The sequence below is a fragment of the Roseovarius sp. B08 genome (assembly GCF_051417955.1).
Lineage (GTDB): Bacteria > Pseudomonadota > Alphaproteobacteria > Rhodobacterales > Rhodobacteraceae > Roseovarius.
In genome coordinates this window covers 2,095,989-2,111,754 of record NZ_JBPRLW010000001.1, presented here as the reverse complement: position 1 = coordinate 2,111,754, position 15,766 = coordinate 2,095,989, and the positions used below count along the sequence as shown (strand labels likewise).

The 15,766-nt window shown below is 63.4% G+C and carries 17 protein-coding genes, 1 tRNA gene and 1 pseudogene; 3 read left to right on the top strand and 16 right to left on the bottom strand.

Annotated features, from left to right (window positions below; all coding sequences use genetic code 11):
- Positions 1 to 4: 4 nt before the first annotated feature.
- From ACSQ76_RS10660 to ACSQ76_RS10650, 3 genes are read right to left on the bottom strand one after another with little or no spacing between them, the layout of a single operon-like run.
- On the bottom strand, positions 5 to 1,483 hold the full coding sequence (locus tag ACSQ76_RS10660) for a carboxypeptidase M32 (protein WP_437156562.1): 1,479 nt from the start codon (positions 1,481 to 1,483) through the stop codon (positions 5 to 7).
- A complete protein-coding gene (ctaA, locus tag ACSQ76_RS10655) occupies positions 1,480 to 2,619 on the bottom strand; it encodes a heme A synthase (RefSeq protein ID WP_437156561.1) in 1,140 nt (379 codons plus the stop codon). Before ctaA ends, ACSQ76_RS10660 begins: the two co-directional genes overlap by 4 nt.
- Before the next feature lie 49 nt (positions 2,620 to 2,668).
- Positions 2,669 to 3,412, bottom strand: a complete 744-nt coding sequence (locus ACSQ76_RS10650; protein WP_437156560.1) for an RNA methyltransferase — start codon at positions 3,410 to 3,412, stop codon at positions 2,669 to 2,671.
- A gap of 127 nt (positions 3,413 to 3,539) precedes the next feature.
- Between ACSQ76_RS10650 and ACSQ76_RS10645 the strand changes: the two genes are divergently transcribed.
- Positions 3,540 to 4,160 carry a thiamine phosphate synthase gene (locus ACSQ76_RS10645; protein WP_437156559.1) on the top strand — a complete coding sequence of 207 codons (621 nt, stop codon included), beginning with the start codon at positions 3,540 to 3,542 and terminating at the stop codon, positions 4,158 to 4,160.
- Positions 4,161 to 4,180: 20 nt separating this feature from the next.
- Here ACSQ76_RS10645 and ACSQ76_RS10640 read toward each other — a convergent pair whose 3' ends face one another.
- From ACSQ76_RS10640 to ACSQ76_RS10630, 3 genes are all read right to left on the bottom strand, one after another.
- Positions 4,181 to 5,014 (bottom strand): lysophospholipid acyltransferase family protein, encoded by an 834-nt coding sequence (locus tag ACSQ76_RS10640; protein ID WP_437156558.1) that lies wholly within the window; start codon positions 5,012 to 5,014, stop codon positions 4,181 to 4,183.
- Positions 5,011 to 5,778, bottom strand: a complete 768-nt coding sequence (locus ACSQ76_RS10635; protein WP_437156557.1) for a GNAT family N-acetyltransferase — start codon at positions 5,776 to 5,778, stop codon at positions 5,011 to 5,013. Before ACSQ76_RS10635 ends, ACSQ76_RS10640 begins: the two co-directional genes overlap by 4 nt.
- Positions 5,779 to 5,926: 148 nt before the next feature.
- Positions 5,927 to 6,109 (bottom strand): DUF3553 domain-containing protein, encoded by a 183-nt coding sequence (locus ACSQ76_RS10630; RefSeq protein WP_306128393.1) that lies wholly within the window; start codon positions 6,107 to 6,109, stop codon positions 5,927 to 5,929.
- Between the two features lie 28 nt (positions 6,110 to 6,137).
- Here ACSQ76_RS10630 and ACSQ76_RS10625 point away from each other — a divergent pair, with 28 nt between their 5' ends.
- Positions 6,138 to 6,749 (top strand): histidine phosphotransferase family protein, encoded by a 612-nt coding sequence (locus tag ACSQ76_RS10625; protein ID WP_437156556.1) that lies wholly within the window; start codon positions 6,138 to 6,140, stop codon positions 6,747 to 6,749.
- Here ACSQ76_RS10625 and ACSQ76_RS10620 read toward each other — a convergent pair.
- The 9 genes and pseudogenes from ACSQ76_RS10620 to ACSQ76_RS10580 form a co-directional block, all read right to left on the bottom strand.
- The gene (locus tag ACSQ76_RS10620; RefSeq protein WP_437156555.1) at positions 6,736 to 8,001 is read right to left on the bottom strand and encodes a glutamate-5-semialdehyde dehydrogenase; all 1,266 of its coding nucleotides are present in this window, start codon (positions 7,999 to 8,001) and stop codon (positions 6,736 to 6,738) included. The two genes, ACSQ76_RS10625 and ACSQ76_RS10620, sit on opposite strands and share 14 nt — an antisense overlap.
- 41 nt (positions 8,002 to 8,042) lie before the next feature.
- The gene (proB, locus tag ACSQ76_RS10615; protein ID WP_437156554.1) at positions 8,043 to 9,149 is read right to left on the bottom strand and encodes a glutamate 5-kinase; all 1,107 of its coding nucleotides are present in this window, start codon (positions 9,147 to 9,149) and stop codon (positions 8,043 to 8,045) included.
- Positions 9,137 to 10,174 carry a GTPase ObgE gene (gene obgE / locus ACSQ76_RS10610; RefSeq protein WP_437156553.1) on the bottom strand — a complete coding sequence of 346 codons (1,038 nt, stop codon included), beginning with the start codon at positions 10,172 to 10,174 and terminating at the stop codon, positions 9,137 to 9,139. The genes proB and obgE overlap by 13 nt, the downstream gene beginning before the upstream one ends.
- 120 nt (positions 10,175 to 10,294) lie before the next feature.
- Entirely contained in the window at positions 10,295 to 10,840 is a 546-nt protein-coding gene (locus ACSQ76_RS10605; RefSeq protein WP_437156552.1) for a GNAT family N-acetyltransferase, read from the bottom strand.
- Positions 10,837 to 11,443 (bottom strand): annotated as a pseudogene (locus ACSQ76_RS10600) (LysE family translocator). Before ACSQ76_RS10600 ends, ACSQ76_RS10605 begins: the two are co-directional and overlap by 4 nt.
- A 75-nt stretch (positions 11,444 to 11,518) precedes the next feature.
- Positions 11,519 to 11,788, bottom strand: a complete 270-nt coding sequence (gene rpmA, locus ACSQ76_RS10595; protein WP_152474669.1) for a 50S ribosomal protein L27 — start codon at positions 11,786 to 11,788, stop codon at positions 11,519 to 11,521.
- A gap of 11 nt (positions 11,789 to 11,799) precedes the next feature.
- Complete coding sequence (locus ACSQ76_RS10590) at positions 11,800 to 12,537, bottom strand: 50S ribosomal protein L21 (RefSeq protein WP_057789141.1); 738 nt, start codon at positions 12,535 to 12,537, stop codon at positions 11,800 to 11,802.
- Positions 12,538 to 12,754: 217 nt separating this feature from the next.
- Positions 12,755 to 13,585 (bottom strand): DUF2059 domain-containing protein, encoded by an 831-nt coding sequence (locus tag ACSQ76_RS10585; RefSeq protein ID WP_437156551.1) that lies wholly within the window; start codon positions 13,583 to 13,585, stop codon positions 12,755 to 12,757.
- Positions 13,586 to 13,591: 6 nt separating this feature from the next.
- The gene (locus tag ACSQ76_RS10580) at positions 13,592 to 14,437 is read right to left on the bottom strand and encodes a DUF2059 domain-containing protein (RefSeq protein WP_437158184.1); all 846 of its coding nucleotides are present in this window, start codon (positions 14,435 to 14,437) and stop codon (positions 13,592 to 13,594) included.
- Positions 14,438 to 14,549: 112 nt separating this feature from the next.
- Here ACSQ76_RS10580 and ACSQ76_RS10575 point away from each other — a divergent pair.
- A tRNA-Ser gene (locus tag ACSQ76_RS10575) sits at positions 14,550 to 14,639 on the top strand.
- A 264-nt stretch (positions 14,640 to 14,903) separates the two neighbouring features.
- Here ACSQ76_RS10575 and ACSQ76_RS10570 read toward each other — a convergent pair.
- Positions 14,904 to 15,509, bottom strand: coding sequence for a response regulator transcription factor (locus ACSQ76_RS10570; protein ID WP_437156550.1), 606 nt, complete (start codon positions 15,507 to 15,509; stop codon positions 14,904 to 14,906).
- Positions 15,510 to 15,766 lie beyond the last annotated feature (257 nt).

Here is a 15,766-nt window from a genome sequence, read left to right as displayed (position 1 = left end):
GGCTTCAACCGCCGCTGAGCACGCCGAACTTGGTTTCGAGGTAGGCCATGAGCGGCGCAGCGGTGGGCGCGGTGCCACAGGCCAGGGTGATGACCTCTTTCGGCTCGTGACGCCCGCCATGGCGTTGCACGCGCTCGCGCAGCCAGCCCGTCGCGGCAGAGAGGTCGCCCTGGGCCAACTGGTCATCAAGATCGGGCAAATCCTGACGCATTGCTTCGTGCAGGCAACCGGCATAGACATTGCCAAGGCTGTAGGTCGGGAAATACCCGAAGAGGCCCACGGACCAGTGTACATCCTGAAGCACGCCGTTCGCCGGGCGGTTGACGTCATAGCCGAAATCCGCCCGAAACCGGTCGTTCCAGGCCGCTTCGAGATCACCTACCTGAAGATCGTTGGCGAACAGCGCGCGTTCCAGATCGAACCGCAGCATGATGTGCAGGTTGTACTGCACTTCGTCGGCTTCGGTGCGGATATAGCCCCGGTGCACACGGTTCACGAGCGCATAGAACGCGCCCTCGTCCGGCACGCCGAAATCGCCGAACAGGTCGCGCATCCGCCCGTATAGATAGCCACAGAAGGCGCGGCTGCGGCCAAGCTGGTTCTCGTAGATCCGGCTTTGGCTTTCATGCACGCCCATGGATACCCCCTGCCCTGCCGGCGTCAGAAGGAATTTGGGGTCGATGCCCTGTTCATAGCAGGCGTGGCCGACCTCGTGGATCGTCGAGTAGAGGCAGTTGAACGGATCATCCTCGGCCGTGCGGGTGGTAATGCGGACGTCCTCGCCCGAGCCGCTGGAGAACGGATGCACCGCGCGGTCGATCCGGCCCCGGGTCAGGTCATAACCGAAGGTTTCGGCCAGTTCGCGGCCAAGCGCCATCTGGGTCTCCACGTCGAATCGTGCCGAGAGCGGCGTCACTGGCGGCGCCCTCAGCGCACGTTCGCGCAGTGACACGAGGCCCGGGCGCATTTCTTCGAAGATCGCCGCGAATTCGGCGGCCTTGCCGTTCGGCTCGAAATCGTCGACCAGCGCATCGTAGAGGTCGCCCCCGTCCGCCAGCGCCGCGGCTTCTTCGCGCTTGAGCTTGACCACCTCGGCCAGCGTGGGAAGAAAGGCGGCCACGTCGTCATTGGCGCGTGCGGCGGCCCAGATGCCCTGCGACCGGCTGGTCAAACGGGCCAGGGCGGCGGCAAGATCGGCCGGCACCTTGACCGATCGCTCATAGCTGCGGCGGATCAGGCGCAGTTGCGCGGCACCGTCGGCGTCCGGCGGCTCGGCCTGCTCCAGCCACTCCCCGATCTGCGGATTGGTGCGCCTGCCGTGCAGCACGCTTTCCATCGCACCGCTTTCCTCGGCACGCTGCCCGGCAGAGCCGCGGGGCATCACGGTTTCCTGGTCCCAGCTGAGCCGCCCGGCGATGCGGGCCAGCGCCTGGGTTTCCCGCTCGTAGGCCATGAGCGCGTCGAATGCGGTAGGCAGGGTCATCCGCGCACCGACCGTACGATGGGATACTGGCTGAGAAACCGCGCCCTGAGGATCAGGACCCAGAGGATCACCGCCAGCAACTGGTGTGCGATGGCAAGTTGCCAGGGCGCGATATACAGCACCGTCATGATCCCCAGCACGACCTGCAGGCAAAGCGCGAGGAAGGCGAAATTGAACGCGCCGCGGGTCAGCGGATGAGCAGACCGGCGCCCACGTAGCCAGACGACGATGCCGAAGATCAGCAGAAGATAGCCAGTCATGCGGTGGATGAACTGAACCATTCCGGGGTTCTCAAAGAAATTTCTGATGCCAAGCTCCGGCATCCAGAAATCGACGGGCAGGAACCCTCCTGCCATGAGTGGCCAGTCGGTAAAGGTGCGTCCGGCATCGATGCCCGCGACAAGCGCGCCGATCAGGATTTGCAGAAAGGCAAAATGCAGCCAGCCGGTGGACAGGCCGAAAAGCTTGCCCTCGCGGCTGCGCCTGGCCTGCATCAGCTCGCGCTCTTCCCGTCCAAGGCACATCACGTACCACGCGATGAAGCCCAGGATCACGAAAGCCAGACCAAGATGCACGGCCAGTCTGTAGCTTGCCACGTCCAGCATCTGCCCCGTTAGCCCCGAACTGACCATCCACCAGCCGATCGCGCCCTGCAGACCGCCAAGACCGCCCAGTAAGAGAAGGCGGCCCGTCCAGCCGGGCGGGATCTTGCGCAGCAAAAGAAAGCCCAGAAAGCCCAGGGCCCAGACCAGGCCGATCACGCGGCCAAGCTGGCGGTGGCCCCATTCCCACCAGTAGATCACCTTGAACTCGGCAAGGGTCATCCCCTTGTTCTGCAACTGGTATTCGGGAATGGCGCGATATTTTTCGAACTCGGAATCCCATGCGGCGGCGTCCATCGGAGGCAGCGCGCCGGTCACCGGCTTCCACTCGGTGATCGAAAGGCCGCTGTCGGTCAGGCGTGTGAGGCCGCCCACGGCGATCATCACGACCACGAGCGCGAAGAGCAGCAGCAGCCACAGACGCACGGCGCCGCGTGCGCCGCGGCGGCCCGCGTCGATCATCCCGCCCTGCGGCGTCTGCCGCGGTGTGTCGGTGTCGGACACTTCCTGGAAAATGCTGCGTTTTTCGCTCATGTTCCGCCCTCTGATTTTGGCGTGACGTTAATCTGCGTCGCGCGGCGCTTCAACCGCGCTCCTTCCAGCGCACCATTTGCCGCAGTACGCCATGCAGCGTCTGCACGTCGGCCCGCGTCAGGGGCATCCGGCTCCACATGTTGCGCAGGTTGATCTTCATGCCGGGGGCCTTGGCCTCGGGAAAGAAAAAGCCGGCGTCTTCAAGGCGTTCCTCGTAATGCAAGGACAGCGCCTCGATCTCTTTCTGGTTGGCCCATTCGGTGCCGGCCATATCGACGCGGGCGTCCTCGACCGCCTGCGAGGCGCGGCGCCACTCGTAGCCGCACAAGAGCACGCATTGCGCAAGGTTCAGGCTTGGGAATTCGGGATTCACCGGCACGCTGATGATTGCGTTGGCGCGGGCCACATCTTCATTTTCCAGCCCGGCCCGTTCCGGACCGAACAGCACCGAAACACGCTCGCCGCGCGCAAGGCGCCTGGCGGCCTCTGCCATGGCCTCCTCGGGGCTGAAGACGGGCTTGGTGAGGCCCCGAACGCGGGCGGTTGTGGCCATCACGAAACTGTCTTCCTCGACCGCCTCCGGCAGGTCGGGGACCAGGCGCGCGTCGTCCAGCAGCCGACCCGCGCCGCTGGCCATGGCCACCGCCTTGGGGTTGGGCCAGCCATCGCGCGGGGCCACGACGACCATGCGGTCAAGGCCGAAGTTCCACATCGCGCGCGCGGCGGCGCCGATGTTTTCGCCCATCTGCGGGCGCACAAGCACAATGCGCGGCTGTGAGTTTTCGCTTGCCATGCTGTTCCTCCAACGCGCCCGCCATAATCCAGCTTTACCGCGCGGGAAAGCGCAAATGACCGCGTTTGCGTCCCATGGACGCGTTCGCAAATCCCGGTTATAGGGGCAAAAACAGGACGACAAGACCATGGCAGAGCCCGAGCAGCCGCAAATCTATCTGATCACCCCGCCCGAGATCGAACTGGCGCGGTTTCCCTCCATGCTGGACCGCGTCCTGCGCGACCACGAGATCGCCTGCGTGCGGCTGGCGCTATCGACCCATGACGAGGCTGCGTTATGCCGCGCCGCCGACACCTGCCGCGAGGTCGCACATGGGCAGGACGTGGCCATCGTGATCGATACGCATTTCGTTCTGGCGGAACGGCTGGGGCTGGATGGCGTGCACCTTACCGACGGGTCTCGTACCGTTCGCAAGGCGCGCAAGGAGTTGGGGCCGGACGCCATCGTCGGCGCGTTCTGCGGCACCTCGCGCCATGACGGGATGAGCGCGGGCGAGGCCGGCGCCGATTACGTCAGCTTCGGCCCCGCCGGCGTCTCCGCCCTTGGCGACGGGTCGCAGGCCGAGGCGGAACTGTTCGACTGGTGGTCACAGGTGATCGAGGTGCCGGTTGTCGCCGAGGGTGCGCTTGATGCTGCCACGGTGTCGCAGCTTTGCTCCATGACCGATTTTTTCGGGATCGGTGACGAAATCTGGCGCCAAGATGACCCGAGCGCCGCCTTGGGTGAATTGATCGCGGCCATGCGCTGAGGCGGGACTGCGCGGCAGTCTCAGCCCGGCAAAGCGACTTCGGGCGGCATCGCGCTGCGCACTTTAGCCTCGAGCGCACGCGACAGCGCCTTACGATCGGGATAGTCGCTGACACTGATCGGTTCGTGATAGATCACGCGCACGCCGCCCTGCGGAAACCGCGAGAGAACCTGCAACATGTGTGGCCCGAGATCCATGTCGCCCCACCAACCGTAGAAACGCGGCTCTTCCGTCCCGTCCGGCGCGATGTAGACAATCGTGACCGGCTGAATCCGCAGTTCCGCTTCCAGATCGGAGAACGCGGCAAAGAGGCTCGACTTGAACGGCAGCACGCGCATACCGTCGGTCGAGGTGCCTTCTGGGAAAAACAACAGCTTTCGACCGGCATCAAGCTCTGCTTTCAGTTGGTTGCGCTGCAGGCCGGCCTGCCGAGGGTCGCGACTGATGAAGACCGTACCGACGATCCGCGCGAGAAAACCTATGCCGGGCCAGCCGGCCACCTCGGCCTTGGACACGAAGGTAATCGCCTGCCCTGCCCCGAGAGCGAAGATATCCAGCCACGAGGCGTGGTTAGCCACCACCGCGCCGTGGGTCCGCATCGGCGACCCCTCGCGCCGGTAGCGCAACCCGATCACGTGCAGCCCGGTCCAGATGGCCCAGCGTTGAAGTCGCGCGGTGAGCGGGCGATCGCGACCGAAGAAGATGGGTTCGGCAAAGCGCAGGACAAACACCACGAGGACACCCGGCACGATGATCGCCAGCAGCGCGACAAGGCGCAGGACCAGCACCAGCCAGCCTATGCCCGTGACGCGGGCCAGTCTGGCGGGACGCTCTGAATCCCAGGTGCCGCTCACAGGTCGGCGCCCTTGGAATAAATCGCCTTTTGCCGCGCGTTCAGCTGCTCGGTGTCCATCACGAGGCAGACATCGGTCGTGTTGAACGTATGATCAATAAAGGCACCGTCCCCGACGAAGCCGCCAAGCCGCAGGTAGGCCTTGATCAACGCAGGCACCTGCAACATTGCCGCACGCCGGTCGATGCGGTCTTCGGGCACAAGGTTCATCGTTTGGTATCGGGTGTGTACCGTCCGGACTCGCAGGGGTTCTGGCGCCAAGTGGCGGTGGTGGAGCAGCGAAAGCGGCTGGGCCAGTGTGCCGGGGTCGGTTCCGTGAAAGCTTGCGACGCCGAAAAGGATCTCGATGCCGTGGTCCGCGACATAACGGGCAAGGCCGTTCCACAAGTGGTACATGGCCGGGCCGCCGCGATAGCCTTCGGCCAGACACGACCGGCCCAGTTCCATGATGCGCCGACCGGAGGATTTGAGGATCGAGATGTCGTATTCGTCCTCGGAGTAGAACTGGCCGGCCTCGGTTGCCTGGTCGTCACGCAAGACGCGGTAGACACCGACGATCTCGCCGCCGCGGGATTCGTCGACAAGAAGCAGATGATCGAAATAGGGATCGAACCGGTCCCGCTCCAGGCGCGCATCGTGGTCGACGAGCGGGCCATCGCCGCCCAGTTCAGCTACGAAGACGTCGTAGCGCAGGCGCTGCGCCGCATGCAGGTCCGCCGCGGTGCGGGCGAGTCTTACGGTGAACTGCACGTCGCGCGAATACATCGAAGGGTCCGTTCAGGTTGGCTGAGCGGGTTGTAAAGCCTTTCGGTCTTGCGCTGCAACCTCTAGCGGCTATGACGCCGCGCCTGGCGCGCACGAGCCAAAAGGCTTGCGGATGCAACCGCGCGTGTTAACGTTTTGGTAACTCCGGTCATGGTTCAGTCACCGGCAGCAACTCAACACGGGAGCCATCAATCACCACCTTTCCGGCATCCTGAAAATTCACGGTGATCTTCCCACCGATATTCGACTGGACCTGTCCGGTACCCCATTCGGGCTGATCCGGGTGGACCACGAGCATACCGGGTTCGAGAATGCTGTTCATGTCGGACATCGGCGGGATCCACGGAAAAGGAAACGATATGGCGAACGATACCAATGCCATTGCCGCATTGATAGGGTCTCGTATCTGTCACGACCTGATCAGCCCGATCGGCGCGGTGAGCAACGGCATCGAACTGCTGGAAATATCGGGTGTGGCCGCGGACTCGCCGGAGCTCTCGCTGGTGGCCGAAAGCGTGGCCCATGCCAATGCACGTATCCGTTTCTTCCGCCTCGCCTTTGGTATGGCCAGCAAGGAGCAGGAAACCGGCGCGGAAGAGGTCAACGCGATCCTGAGGGACCTGCACGCGGATGACCGGACCGAGATCGAGCCCTTCCCCGCGGGCCACTACGCTCGGGCGGAAGTGCGCGCGGTGATGCTTGCGCTTCTCTGCGCAGAGCAAGCGGTGCCCTATGGCGGCCGCATCACCATGACACGTTCGGACGAAGGCTGGCTAGTCAGGGCCGAGGGCAAGCGTCTGAATGCGGATGCCAAGCTGTGGGACATGCTGAACGGCACGCAAGGCACTGCACTTCCCGCGCCCGCGCATGTGCAATTCGTCATCCTGCCTGCGGCCGCGTGGGAGGCGCGACTGGATTGCTCGGCATCGCTTTCCGAGGACGCGGCGGAGGTGCGGCTCAGGCGCGGGTAGCGCCGTCGCCTTCCACGAGATACTTGAAACTGGTCAGCTGGGTCGCACCGACCGGGCCTCGTGCATGCATCTTGCCGGTGGCGATACCGATCTCGGCGCCCATGCCGAATTCTCCGCCATCGGCAAACTGGGTCGATGCGTTACGCATCAGGATCGCGCTGTCCAGTTCGGCAAAGAAACGATTCGCGGTCGCATCATCCTCGGTAATGATACAGTCGGTATGCTGTGAGCCATATTTGCGAATGTGCGCAATGGCTTCTGAGACGTCTTTCACCTGCTTCGCGGCCATGACCATCGCCAGGAACTCGAACCCCCAGTCGCCTTCCGTGGCCGAAACCGTACCCGGCACCGATTGAAGGGCGGCATCGGCACGGACTTCGACGCCCTTGTCCAGCAGGGCACGGATCACGCCCTGGCCGATCGTGTCGGCGGCATCCTGATGGACCAGCAAGCACTCGGCGGCGCCGCAGATGCCGGTGCGGCGGGTCTTGGCGTTCATCACGACACGCAGCGCCTTTTCGGGGTCGGCGTGCTTGTCGATGTAGATATGCACGATGCCTTCGAGATGCGCGAACACGGGCACACGCGCCTCGCGCTGAACGAGGCCCACAAGCCCCTTGCCACCGCGCGGCACGATCACGTCGATCGTGCCGGTCATCGTCAACATCGCCTGCACCGCCGCGCGGTCCCGGGTCGGGACAAGCTGGATCGCATCCTCGGGCAGATCGGCCTCGGCCAGCCCGGCCTTGAGGCAGCGATGGATGGCGCTAGAGGAGTGGAAGCTTTCCGAGCCGCCGCGCAGGATCACCGCGTTGCCTGATTTGAGGCAGAGCGCGCCCGCATCCGCCGTAACGTTGGGCCGGCTTTCGTAGATCACCCCGATCACGCCAAGCGGCGTGCGAACGCGGCGGATATGCAGGCCGTTCGGGCGGTCCCATTCGTCGATCACCTCGCCCACCGGATCCTCCTGGGCGGCAACGGCGCGCAACCCGTCGCAAATCCCCTTAATACGATCTTCGTCCAGCATCAGCCGGTCCATCATCGCATCGGACAAGCTCTTGTCGCGACCGAATTCAAGGTCCTTGGCATTGGCCTCGAGGATATCGGCGCGGTGGTTCCACACCGCATCTGCCGCGGCGGTCAGCGCACGGTGCTTGGCCTCTGCCGTGGCGGTGGCAAGCACCGCTGCGGCGTCCTTGGCGCGTTGGCCGATCTCGGCCATGAGCGCGGGGATGTTCTCGAAATCTTTCATCGGGGCACCTGTTCGATCAGCTGAACCTAGCAGTGGTTCGGTCATATGGCCATATCGTCGCGATGGATCAACGGACCGCGGGCGGGATAGCCCAGCACCTCTTCGATCTGGTCCGAGCGCAGCCGCTTGATCCGCGCCGCATCCGATGCATCGTAGCGCGTCAGCCCCTGGCCCAGGAGGCCGCCGGTCTCGTCGGCCACCTCGACAGCGTCGCCACGCTCGAACCGGCCCGAGACCTGCGCCACACCGGCCACCAGAAGGCTGGAGCCCGCACGAAGCGCCTTGGCCGCGCCGGCATCGACCACGATCCGGCCCTTGGGCTTCATCGCAGCGATCCATTGCTTGCGTTTCTGCTGCGGGTCGCCCTGAGCCGTGAACCAGGTGGCTGGGGCACCGTTCTCCAAAGCCCGGATGGGGTGCAGCACCGACCCCTCGGTAATCGCCATGTCGCAGCCGGCGGCGGTGGCCGTCCGCGCTGCGAGAAGCTTGGTCTTCATTCCGCCTTTCGACAGGCCGGACCCCGCGGCACCGGCCATGGCCTCGATCTCGGGGGTGATTTCCGAGATGACATCGAAACGTCTGGCGGTCGGGTCGGTCTGCGGGCTGGCGGAATAGAAGCCGTCCACATCGCTGAGCAGGATCAACTGATCGGCCCCGGCGGTCACCGCGATTTGCGCGGCCAGCCGATCATTGTCGCCGTAGCGGATCTCGTCCGTGGCGACCGTGTCGTTCTCGTTCACGATGGGGATGGCACCCAGTGACAGAAGCTGTTCCATTGTCGCGCGGGAATTGAGATATCGACGGCGGTCGGCGCTGTCTTCCAATGTGACCAGTACCTGCGCGGCGATTATGTCATGCGTCGCCAGAGCCGCGGTGTAGGCGGTGGCGAGCTGGATCTGGCCCACGGCTGCCGCGGCTTGGGACTGTTCGAGGGACAAGTCTGCGGAGGGAAGTTTGAGAACGCCGCGTCCAAGCGCGATGGAGCCCGAGGACACCAAGATCACGTCCGTACCCCGCGCCCTGAGGCGAGCCACATCCTCGGCCAGCGCGACCAGCCAGTCGCGGCGCAATTGGCCCGTCTTCCGGTCGACCAGCAGCGCAGAGCCTATCTTGATCACGAGGCGTTTGGCGTCGGCTACGGTTGCCACGGTGCTTCCTCGTTGTCGTCGGGGCGAGCCCGCAGGCGGCCCTCGTCGATATGCGCGCGCAGAGCGCGCAGCACCTCGGTCACGCCCTCGCGCGACACCCCGGACATGAGGAGGACTGGCGTGCCCGCCACAGCCTCAAGCTCCTCGCGCAGGAACGTGCGCTCTTCCTCGTCAAGCGTGTCGATCTTGTTCAGTACCGTCACGCGAGGCTTATCGGCGAGGCCGACGCCGTAAGCTTCGAGCTCTTGGATAATGGTGCGATAATCCTCGATCAGGGTTCCCGAAGATCCATCGACGAGATGCAGAAGCACCGCGCACCGCTCGATATGGCCCAGAAACAGATCGCCCAGCCCACGTCCCTCGGATGCGCCGTCGATCAGGCCGGGAATATCGGCCACGACGAATTCGGTATTGTCGACGCCGACGACGCCCAGGTTGGGATGCAGCGTCGTGAAAGGATAGTCGGCGACCTTGGGCCGCGCGTTCGACGTGGCGGCCAGAAAGGTTGACTTGCCCGCGTTCGGCAGACCCACGAGCCCCACGTCGGCGATCAGTTTGAGCCGCAGCCAGATGGTGCGTTCGACGCCCTCCTGCCCCGGGTTGGACCGGCGCGGTGCCTGGTTGGTGGACGTCTTGAAGCGCAGGTTACCCCAGCCGCCGTTGCCGCCCCCTGCAAGGCACACGCGTTCGCCCACTTCGGTCAGGTCGGCAATCACCGTTTCCTGGTCCTCGTCAAGGATCTCGGTGCCTACGGGCACGCGCAGCACGATGTCGTCGCCGTCCGCGCCTGTGCGCTGCTTGCCCATGCCGGGTTTGCCGTTGTCGGCGAAGAAATGCTGCTGGTAGCGAAAGTCGATCAGCGTGTTCAGCCTGTCGACCGCCTCGGCCCAGACCGAGCCACCGCCGCCGCCATCGCCGCCGTCGGGGCCGCCGTATTCGATATACTTCTCGCGCCGGAAGCTGATGCATCCGTTGCCGCCACTGCCCGAGCGGAGGTAAACCTTGGCGAGATCCAGAAACTTCATGTCATTGCCTCAGATGGCGTCAGGGACCGTCCGTAGAACCAAACGCGGTCCGGCTCAAGCCCGGCGGCGCCGGAAGGTGCGAATTGCAGGAACACCGCCGCATTCGCGGCGCGCACCGTGTCAGCCATCCTTCATTGCCCGGCTGTATGTCCATGTGGGCACATTTGCCTTGCGCGCGACCGAAAAGCTTTCGGCGTCGCCGAGATAGCGAAAACCGCAGTTCGTCAGCACCCGCGCCGAGGCGGCGTTGTCCTGAAAGACGCTGGCAAAGACCGTCTTCGCGTCTTGAGGATTGGCCGACAGGATCGCCTTTACCGCCGCCGAGGCGATGCCGCTGTTCCAATAGGCCGGCGCAACCCAATACCCGATCTCGGACTGGTCGCGGTCCATCCGCTCCAGCCCGATCAGACCCATGACCTCGCCGCCGCCTATGCGCGTGCCGTCCATGACCCAGACATCCTCGGGGTGCCCGGTGTCCATGACGCGCGCAATGAAGGCCTCAGCCGTGCCGGGCGGAAGCGGATGCGGAATGGACGTGGTGAACCGGGCCACCCGCTCGTCGCCGGTATAGAGCGAAATTAGGCCCGCATCGGATTCGCGGATGGGACGCAGGTCGAACCGTTCGGTTTCCAAGAGGGTGTCGGTTGCGATGGTCTCAAGCTTCATGTGCTGTCTCCTCCGAAAAGCACGAACAGGACGGATGCGACGGTCAGCGCGGCCAGGGCGCGCATCAGGTGCGGCTCGGCCGGCGTTCCCGCCACGGTGCGCGCGATCCGGTCTCCTCCTAGTGTCCAGATCGGGTGCAGTAACAATTGCAGGCTCAGAAGGCAGATGGAGATGGTCAGCGTGGCCTGCAAGGCGGGCGTGCCGGCATCGACGAAATTGGTGAATCCGGCGACGATCATCGCCCAGGCCTTGGGGTTGAGCGGATGCACGATCAGCCCGGCCAGAAAGCCGGGCGCGGCCGTCTGCGCGTCGGCCGGACCGAGGCGCAGATGCGCAACCTTCCATGCAAGCCAGCAGATATAGGCCGCCGAGACCCATTTCAGAATATCAAACACGTAAGGCGCGCGGTCGGCCAGTTCCATCAGGCCGAACCCGACGGGCCAGATCACGAATTGCTTGCCGATGACTACCCCCGCCACAAAGGGCAACGCAGCGCGAAACCCGAACCGCGCCCCCCGTCGCCAGAAGCGCCATGTTGGCGGGTCCCGGCGTGCCGACCTGCGACGCCCCGAAGACCAGAAAGGAAGTGACGGCCACGCTCATAACGTGCCTCCGGAAATGAAAAGGGGACCGGCGGTGTGCCGATCCCCCTTGTATATCATGCCTTGAAGGTTCGGCTTACTCTGCGGCCTCCGCCACCGGGAGAACCGAAATAAAGGTACGGCCCTTGAGGCCCTTGCGGAAATGTACCGAGCCTTCGACGGTCGCAAAGAGGGTGTGATCCTTGCCCTGCCCCACGCCGTCGCCCGGCCAGAACTTGTTGCCGCGCTGACGCACCAGGATATTGCCCGGAATCACGGCCTCGCCGCCGTATTTCTTGACGCCAAGACGACGGCCGACCGAGTCGCGACCGTTTCTGGATGAACCGCCTGCTTTCTTGTGTGCCATATCGTCTCTCCTTAGCCTTTGGCCAGTTCTTTGGCCTGTTCGACCCAGCCTTCACGCTCGATGCGACCCTTGAAGGACAGTTTCTCGTCCATCTCGGCGATGTCATCGGCGGTCCAAGCCGCGATCTGGGCAAACGTGGTCACGCCTGCCTCGTGCAGTTTCTTTTCAAGCGCCGGGCCAACACCGGACAGCTCCTTCAGGTCGTCGCCACCTTCGGCCTTCGCGGCTTTCTTCGGAGCGGCCTTCTTTTCCTCGGCCTTCTTCTCGGCTTTGGGTTCGGCTTTCTTGGCGACGCTCTTTTCCTTGGCTTCGTCGTTTTTCACGCGCTTGGCCATCTCGGCCTGCTCGGCCTTGTTGTCGGCGTAACGGGTCTTGCCCATGCCGGCGGCCAGTGCGCTTGCGCCAACGGCGGCCTTCACGCCCGACTTGTCGGCGCCCTTCTCGAGGATCTCGGTCACGCGCAGAAGCGTCAGTTGCTGACGGTGGCCGCGGGTCCGCTGCGAGCCGTGCTTACGGCGACGCTTGACGAAGTTGATGACCTTGTCACCCTTGATCTGGTCCACCACCTCGGCCTGCACGGCCGCGCCGTCGACCAGCGGAGCACCGATGACCGGCGAGTCGCCGCCCAGCATCAGGATCTCGTTGAACTGAACTTTTTCACCGGCGTCGGCAGCAAGTTTTTCCACCCGGAGCATATCGCCCGACTGAACCTTGTACTGTTTGCCACCGGTCTTCAGAACCGCAAACATGTGTCTTTCCTTTTCTCATCCGCGTTCTGTGGCCCCGGGATCAACCGGCGTTTGGTGCCTCGAACAGCGCGCCTTTCGGCGTCAAAAAAACAAATCCCGTACGAGTCGCCCCGCCGGGATGGCCGCTTATCCTCGGGGTGCCCTTCAAAGTCAAGCCTTGCGCCTGCGAAACCGCGGTTTTTTCAGTGAACCGTCGGTTTCGCCCCGCTTGGGCGGATCACAACTCTTCGCTGCGCATTTGTTCCGCCACTGCCTGACCCAGAAGATACGAGATTTCGTCGTACATCCGGTCATAGGCATTGAATACTGCGGTGTTGAGGACCCTTCCCTCTGGCGTGCGGTAGAGTTCGGCATAGGTTTCGAGCTCTTCTGCTTCCAGCGGGCGATAGGCCATCATCAAAAACGACCCCAGCCAGGCCTCGGATTCCGCGCGGATGTCCGGTTCCTGGGCCCAGACATCGGCCAGCATGTCGGATTCGCCCAGATCAATCGCCCCGCCATCCGCGAGGCCGCGATAGAACATGAGGTTGGCGTTCATCGCGCCCATTACGTTGTATTCCACCAAGTCACTGTCCGCGATGATGGTCTCGACCTGCCGGTAGAGTTCGGTTTCATCGCCGCGGGCTGTCTCGTAGGCGTCCATCGCGGCCACCTCGGTTTCCTCGTCCAGAAACGCTTCGCGGGCCGAGATTTCGAGCTCGACGATCTGTTCTCCCAGACCGCTTTCGAAGAAGGTCACCAGCGGACCAAGTTCCTGACCTTCTAGCGCGGCCTCAAAACCCTGCGTTATAACCGCTTCCATCTTTTCGACGTCATAGATGCGCGAGATGGTACGTTCCCAGTCGCCTTTGGAGACGTCGGGCAGCATTTCCGCGCCTATCTCGGCGCCATAGCGCAGCCCTTCCTGCCGCATGACCGCGACGGTGTCGCCGATCCGCATCAAGTCGATCAGGCGCTCCCGGTCGCTGTCCTGCGCGGAAGCGGCGCCAGGCGTCAGCAGCACCGCGGACAGCGCGCAGGCAGTTGCAAGATTCTTCGCGATTTGCATGTCAGTTCAAAGCTCCTGGCCCGGATGCATTTCGGCCATGCGCGAGGCCAGTTCCTCGAAGCGATTGGCCATGATCTCATACTGAACGGCATTCATAAGCTGGTAGACGGTCTGCATGTCGGGATGCTCGAGCGCTTCCAGATATGCCTGCAATTCCTCGTCCGTAAAGTCTTGGTAAGTATAGGCAGCATTGGCCAGCGCGCCGGCTTTCATCGTCATCCGCATCTCCTCTTCGCCGGCTTTCATCGCGGCGCGAAGCGCGCCCTCGTCAAGCTGGCGGTCAAGGATGCCGGCGTTCGATGCCGCCATCAGGAAGCGCACCTGTATCTCCTGCACTGCGCGCACCGAGTTGCCGTCGGAGTCCACGGCTTCATTCAGGTTTTGCAGCGTCTCGATGCGCTCATCCCCCTGCTCGACGCCCTCGTCCACCAGCGCACGGCCTTCCTGTTGCTTGGCCTCATCGTCCTCGACCATGTGCGAGGCGTTCTCTGCTTCCACCAAGCGTTGCCCCAGCGGCGAGGCATAGAATTCCGCAGCGTGGGTCAGATGCTCTTCGCTGAGCGTTTCGGACAGGATGTCGAGCGCCATCTTCTGCATCAATTCTGTGTCGAATACGTCCTCGGACACGCGCGACCAGTCCGAGCCGAAATCGCTGGTTTGCATTCCCAGCATCGCGGGCGCGTCCCCGGCGGCGAGCGCGATGGAGTCGAGTGCGACACCAAATCCGGTTACTTCGAGAAACGCGTCGAGCCGCTCGCGATCGGCGGCGCGGGTCTGAAGCGCGGCCAGCAGCGCGATTGCGCATACGGCCAGGAAAACAAGGGGGCGAAATGGGCGCGTCTGGGTCACGATACCTCCTGACGTGGCATTGTTTCCCTCAACCTAGGCAAAATCCTAGACGAAACAAGGCAAACCCCTTGTCACCCCGATCAAAGGCGATTAAACGCACCCTCCAGACCCCCGCGGAGAGGTGCCGGAGTGGTCGAACGGGGCGGTCTCGAAAACCGTTGACCCTTCACGGGGTCCCAGGGTTCGAATCCCTGTCTCTCCGCCACTTTGCCCTCGTTTTTCCGGGCTTTCATAAGAAAATCGAATGCAGTTCCATGAGGCTCACAACCCTGTCATGGTCGTGTTACCAAGTCGAAGGACGCGCCGTCGATCAGCACGGTTTTAATCCCGTAGAGCTGTTACTGGTCATTCTTCACGCCAAGGGCGAGCGCGATCGCGCGATTTCACAATCAAAAAGTGTCGATGACAGGCATTGGCCCGTGTCTAGAAACGGGCGTCTGCAGGAACCTGAGCTGTGGGGCTGAACGGATCAAACCAGGCTCATGTCCCGGGCAAGCATCGCGGCGTGGGTACGGTTCCTTGCGCCGAGCTTGCGTGAAAGCGTCTTGACGTGCAGCTTCACGGTCACCTCCTGGATATCGAGGTCGCGCGCAATCTCGCGGTTCAGCTTACCTTCCGCAACGCCATGCAGGACCATTTGTTCACGTGGCGTGAGATGGGTCGCGGTTGCGCCTGGCGGCGGTTCAGTAAGAAAATTGACCGGAAGATAGGTCTCTCCGTCCAGCATAGATCCAATGGCCTGCACAAGCTGCTCAGGGGTGAGCGTCTTGGGCAGAAATCCCGCTGCGCCGGCCCGCAACGCGCGACGCGCGATATCCGGCGGCGCGGTACCCGACAGGATTGCAACCGGACATCCCGACTGGGCCCGCATCCGCGTCAACCCTGTCAATGCATCCATCCCCGGCATGGTGTAGTCGAGCACAATCAGGTTGAACGGTCCTTTTTCCGCATTGACCTTCAGCGCCTCGGAAAGCGACGTGGCCCGTTCCACCTGAAAGCCGGCCTGGCGGGTCAGGAAATACGCGATTGTCTCAAGTACGAGGGCGTGGTCGTCGGCCAGCAGTATCCTGTTCATGCGCCGTGGTCCGTTCATCCGTTGGCCGTGCGTTGGGCCCCCGCGCCCCTGGCTGGACCGGCGATGTGGGCCAGCACTTTATAACACGCCAATTGTCCGGTATCATCGCTTAAGCTTCAAGACTTGAATACATGCCGTCTCGTACCGAACGTGGCTCACGGACATGTGAAGGCCATCAATGCCTCGATCCTTGCCGCGTTGTGTCCATCGGGGCCGCATAAGCTTGCTATTCGGTGAGGTTAATTTAACCTGCACCA

What these genes read in the sequence shown, in the direction of transcription:
- ctaA (WP_437156561.1), bottom strand. Translation starts at nt 2,619, where the DNA reads ATGAGCGAAAAACGCAGCATTTTCCAGGAAGTGTCCGACACCGACACA.
- ACSQ76_RS10630 (WP_306128393.1), bottom strand. Translation starts at nt 6,109, where the DNA reads ATGTCCGACATGAACAGCATTCTCGAACCCGGTATGCTCGTGGTCCAC.
- ACSQ76_RS10605 (WP_437156552.1), bottom strand. Translation starts at nt 10,840, where the DNA reads ATGAAGCTTGAGACCATCGCAACCGACACCCTCTTGGAAACCGAACGG.
- ACSQ76_RS10650 (WP_437156560.1), bottom strand. Translation starts at nt 3,412, where the DNA reads ATGGCAAGCGAAAACTCACAGCCGCGCATTGTGCTTGTGCGCCCGCAG.
- rpmA (WP_152474669.1), bottom strand. Translation starts at nt 11,788, where the DNA reads ATGGCACACAAGAAAGCAGGCGGTTCATCCAGAAACGGTCGCGACTCG.
- ACSQ76_RS10635 (WP_437156557.1), bottom strand. Translation starts at nt 5,778, where the DNA reads ATGTATTCGCGCGACGTGCAGTTCACCGTAAGACTCGCCCGCACCGCG.
- ACSQ76_RS10590 (WP_057789141.1), bottom strand. Translation starts at nt 12,537, where the DNA reads ATGTTTGCGGTTCTGAAGACCGGTGGCAAACAGTACAAGGTTCAGTCG.
- ACSQ76_RS10660 (WP_437156562.1), bottom strand. Translation starts at nt 1,483, where the DNA reads ATGACCCTGCCTACCGCATTCGACGCGCTCATGGCCTACGAGCGGGAA.
- ACSQ76_RS10620 (WP_437156555.1), bottom strand. Translation starts at nt 8,001, where the DNA reads ATGAAAGATTTCGAGAACATCCCCGCGCTCATGGCCGAGATCGGCCAA.
- ACSQ76_RS10585 (WP_437156551.1), bottom strand. Translation starts at nt 13,585, where the DNA reads ATGCAAATCGCGAAGAATCTTGCAACTGCCTGCGCGCTGTCCGCGGTG.
- ACSQ76_RS10570 (WP_437156550.1), bottom strand. Translation starts at nt 15,509, where the DNA reads ATGAACAGGATACTGCTGGCCGACGACCACGCCCTCGTACTTGAGACA.
- ACSQ76_RS10625 (WP_437156556.1), top strand. Translation starts at nt 6,138, where the DNA reads ATGGCGAACGATACCAATGCCATTGCCGCATTGATAGGGTCTCGTATC.
- ACSQ76_RS10645 (WP_437156559.1), top strand. Translation starts at nt 3,540, where the DNA reads ATGGCAGAGCCCGAGCAGCCGCAAATCTATCTGATCACCCCGCCCGAG.
- obgE (WP_437156553.1), bottom strand. Translation starts at nt 10,174, where the DNA reads ATGAAGTTTCTGGATCTCGCCAAGGTTTACCTCCGCTCGGGCAGTGGC.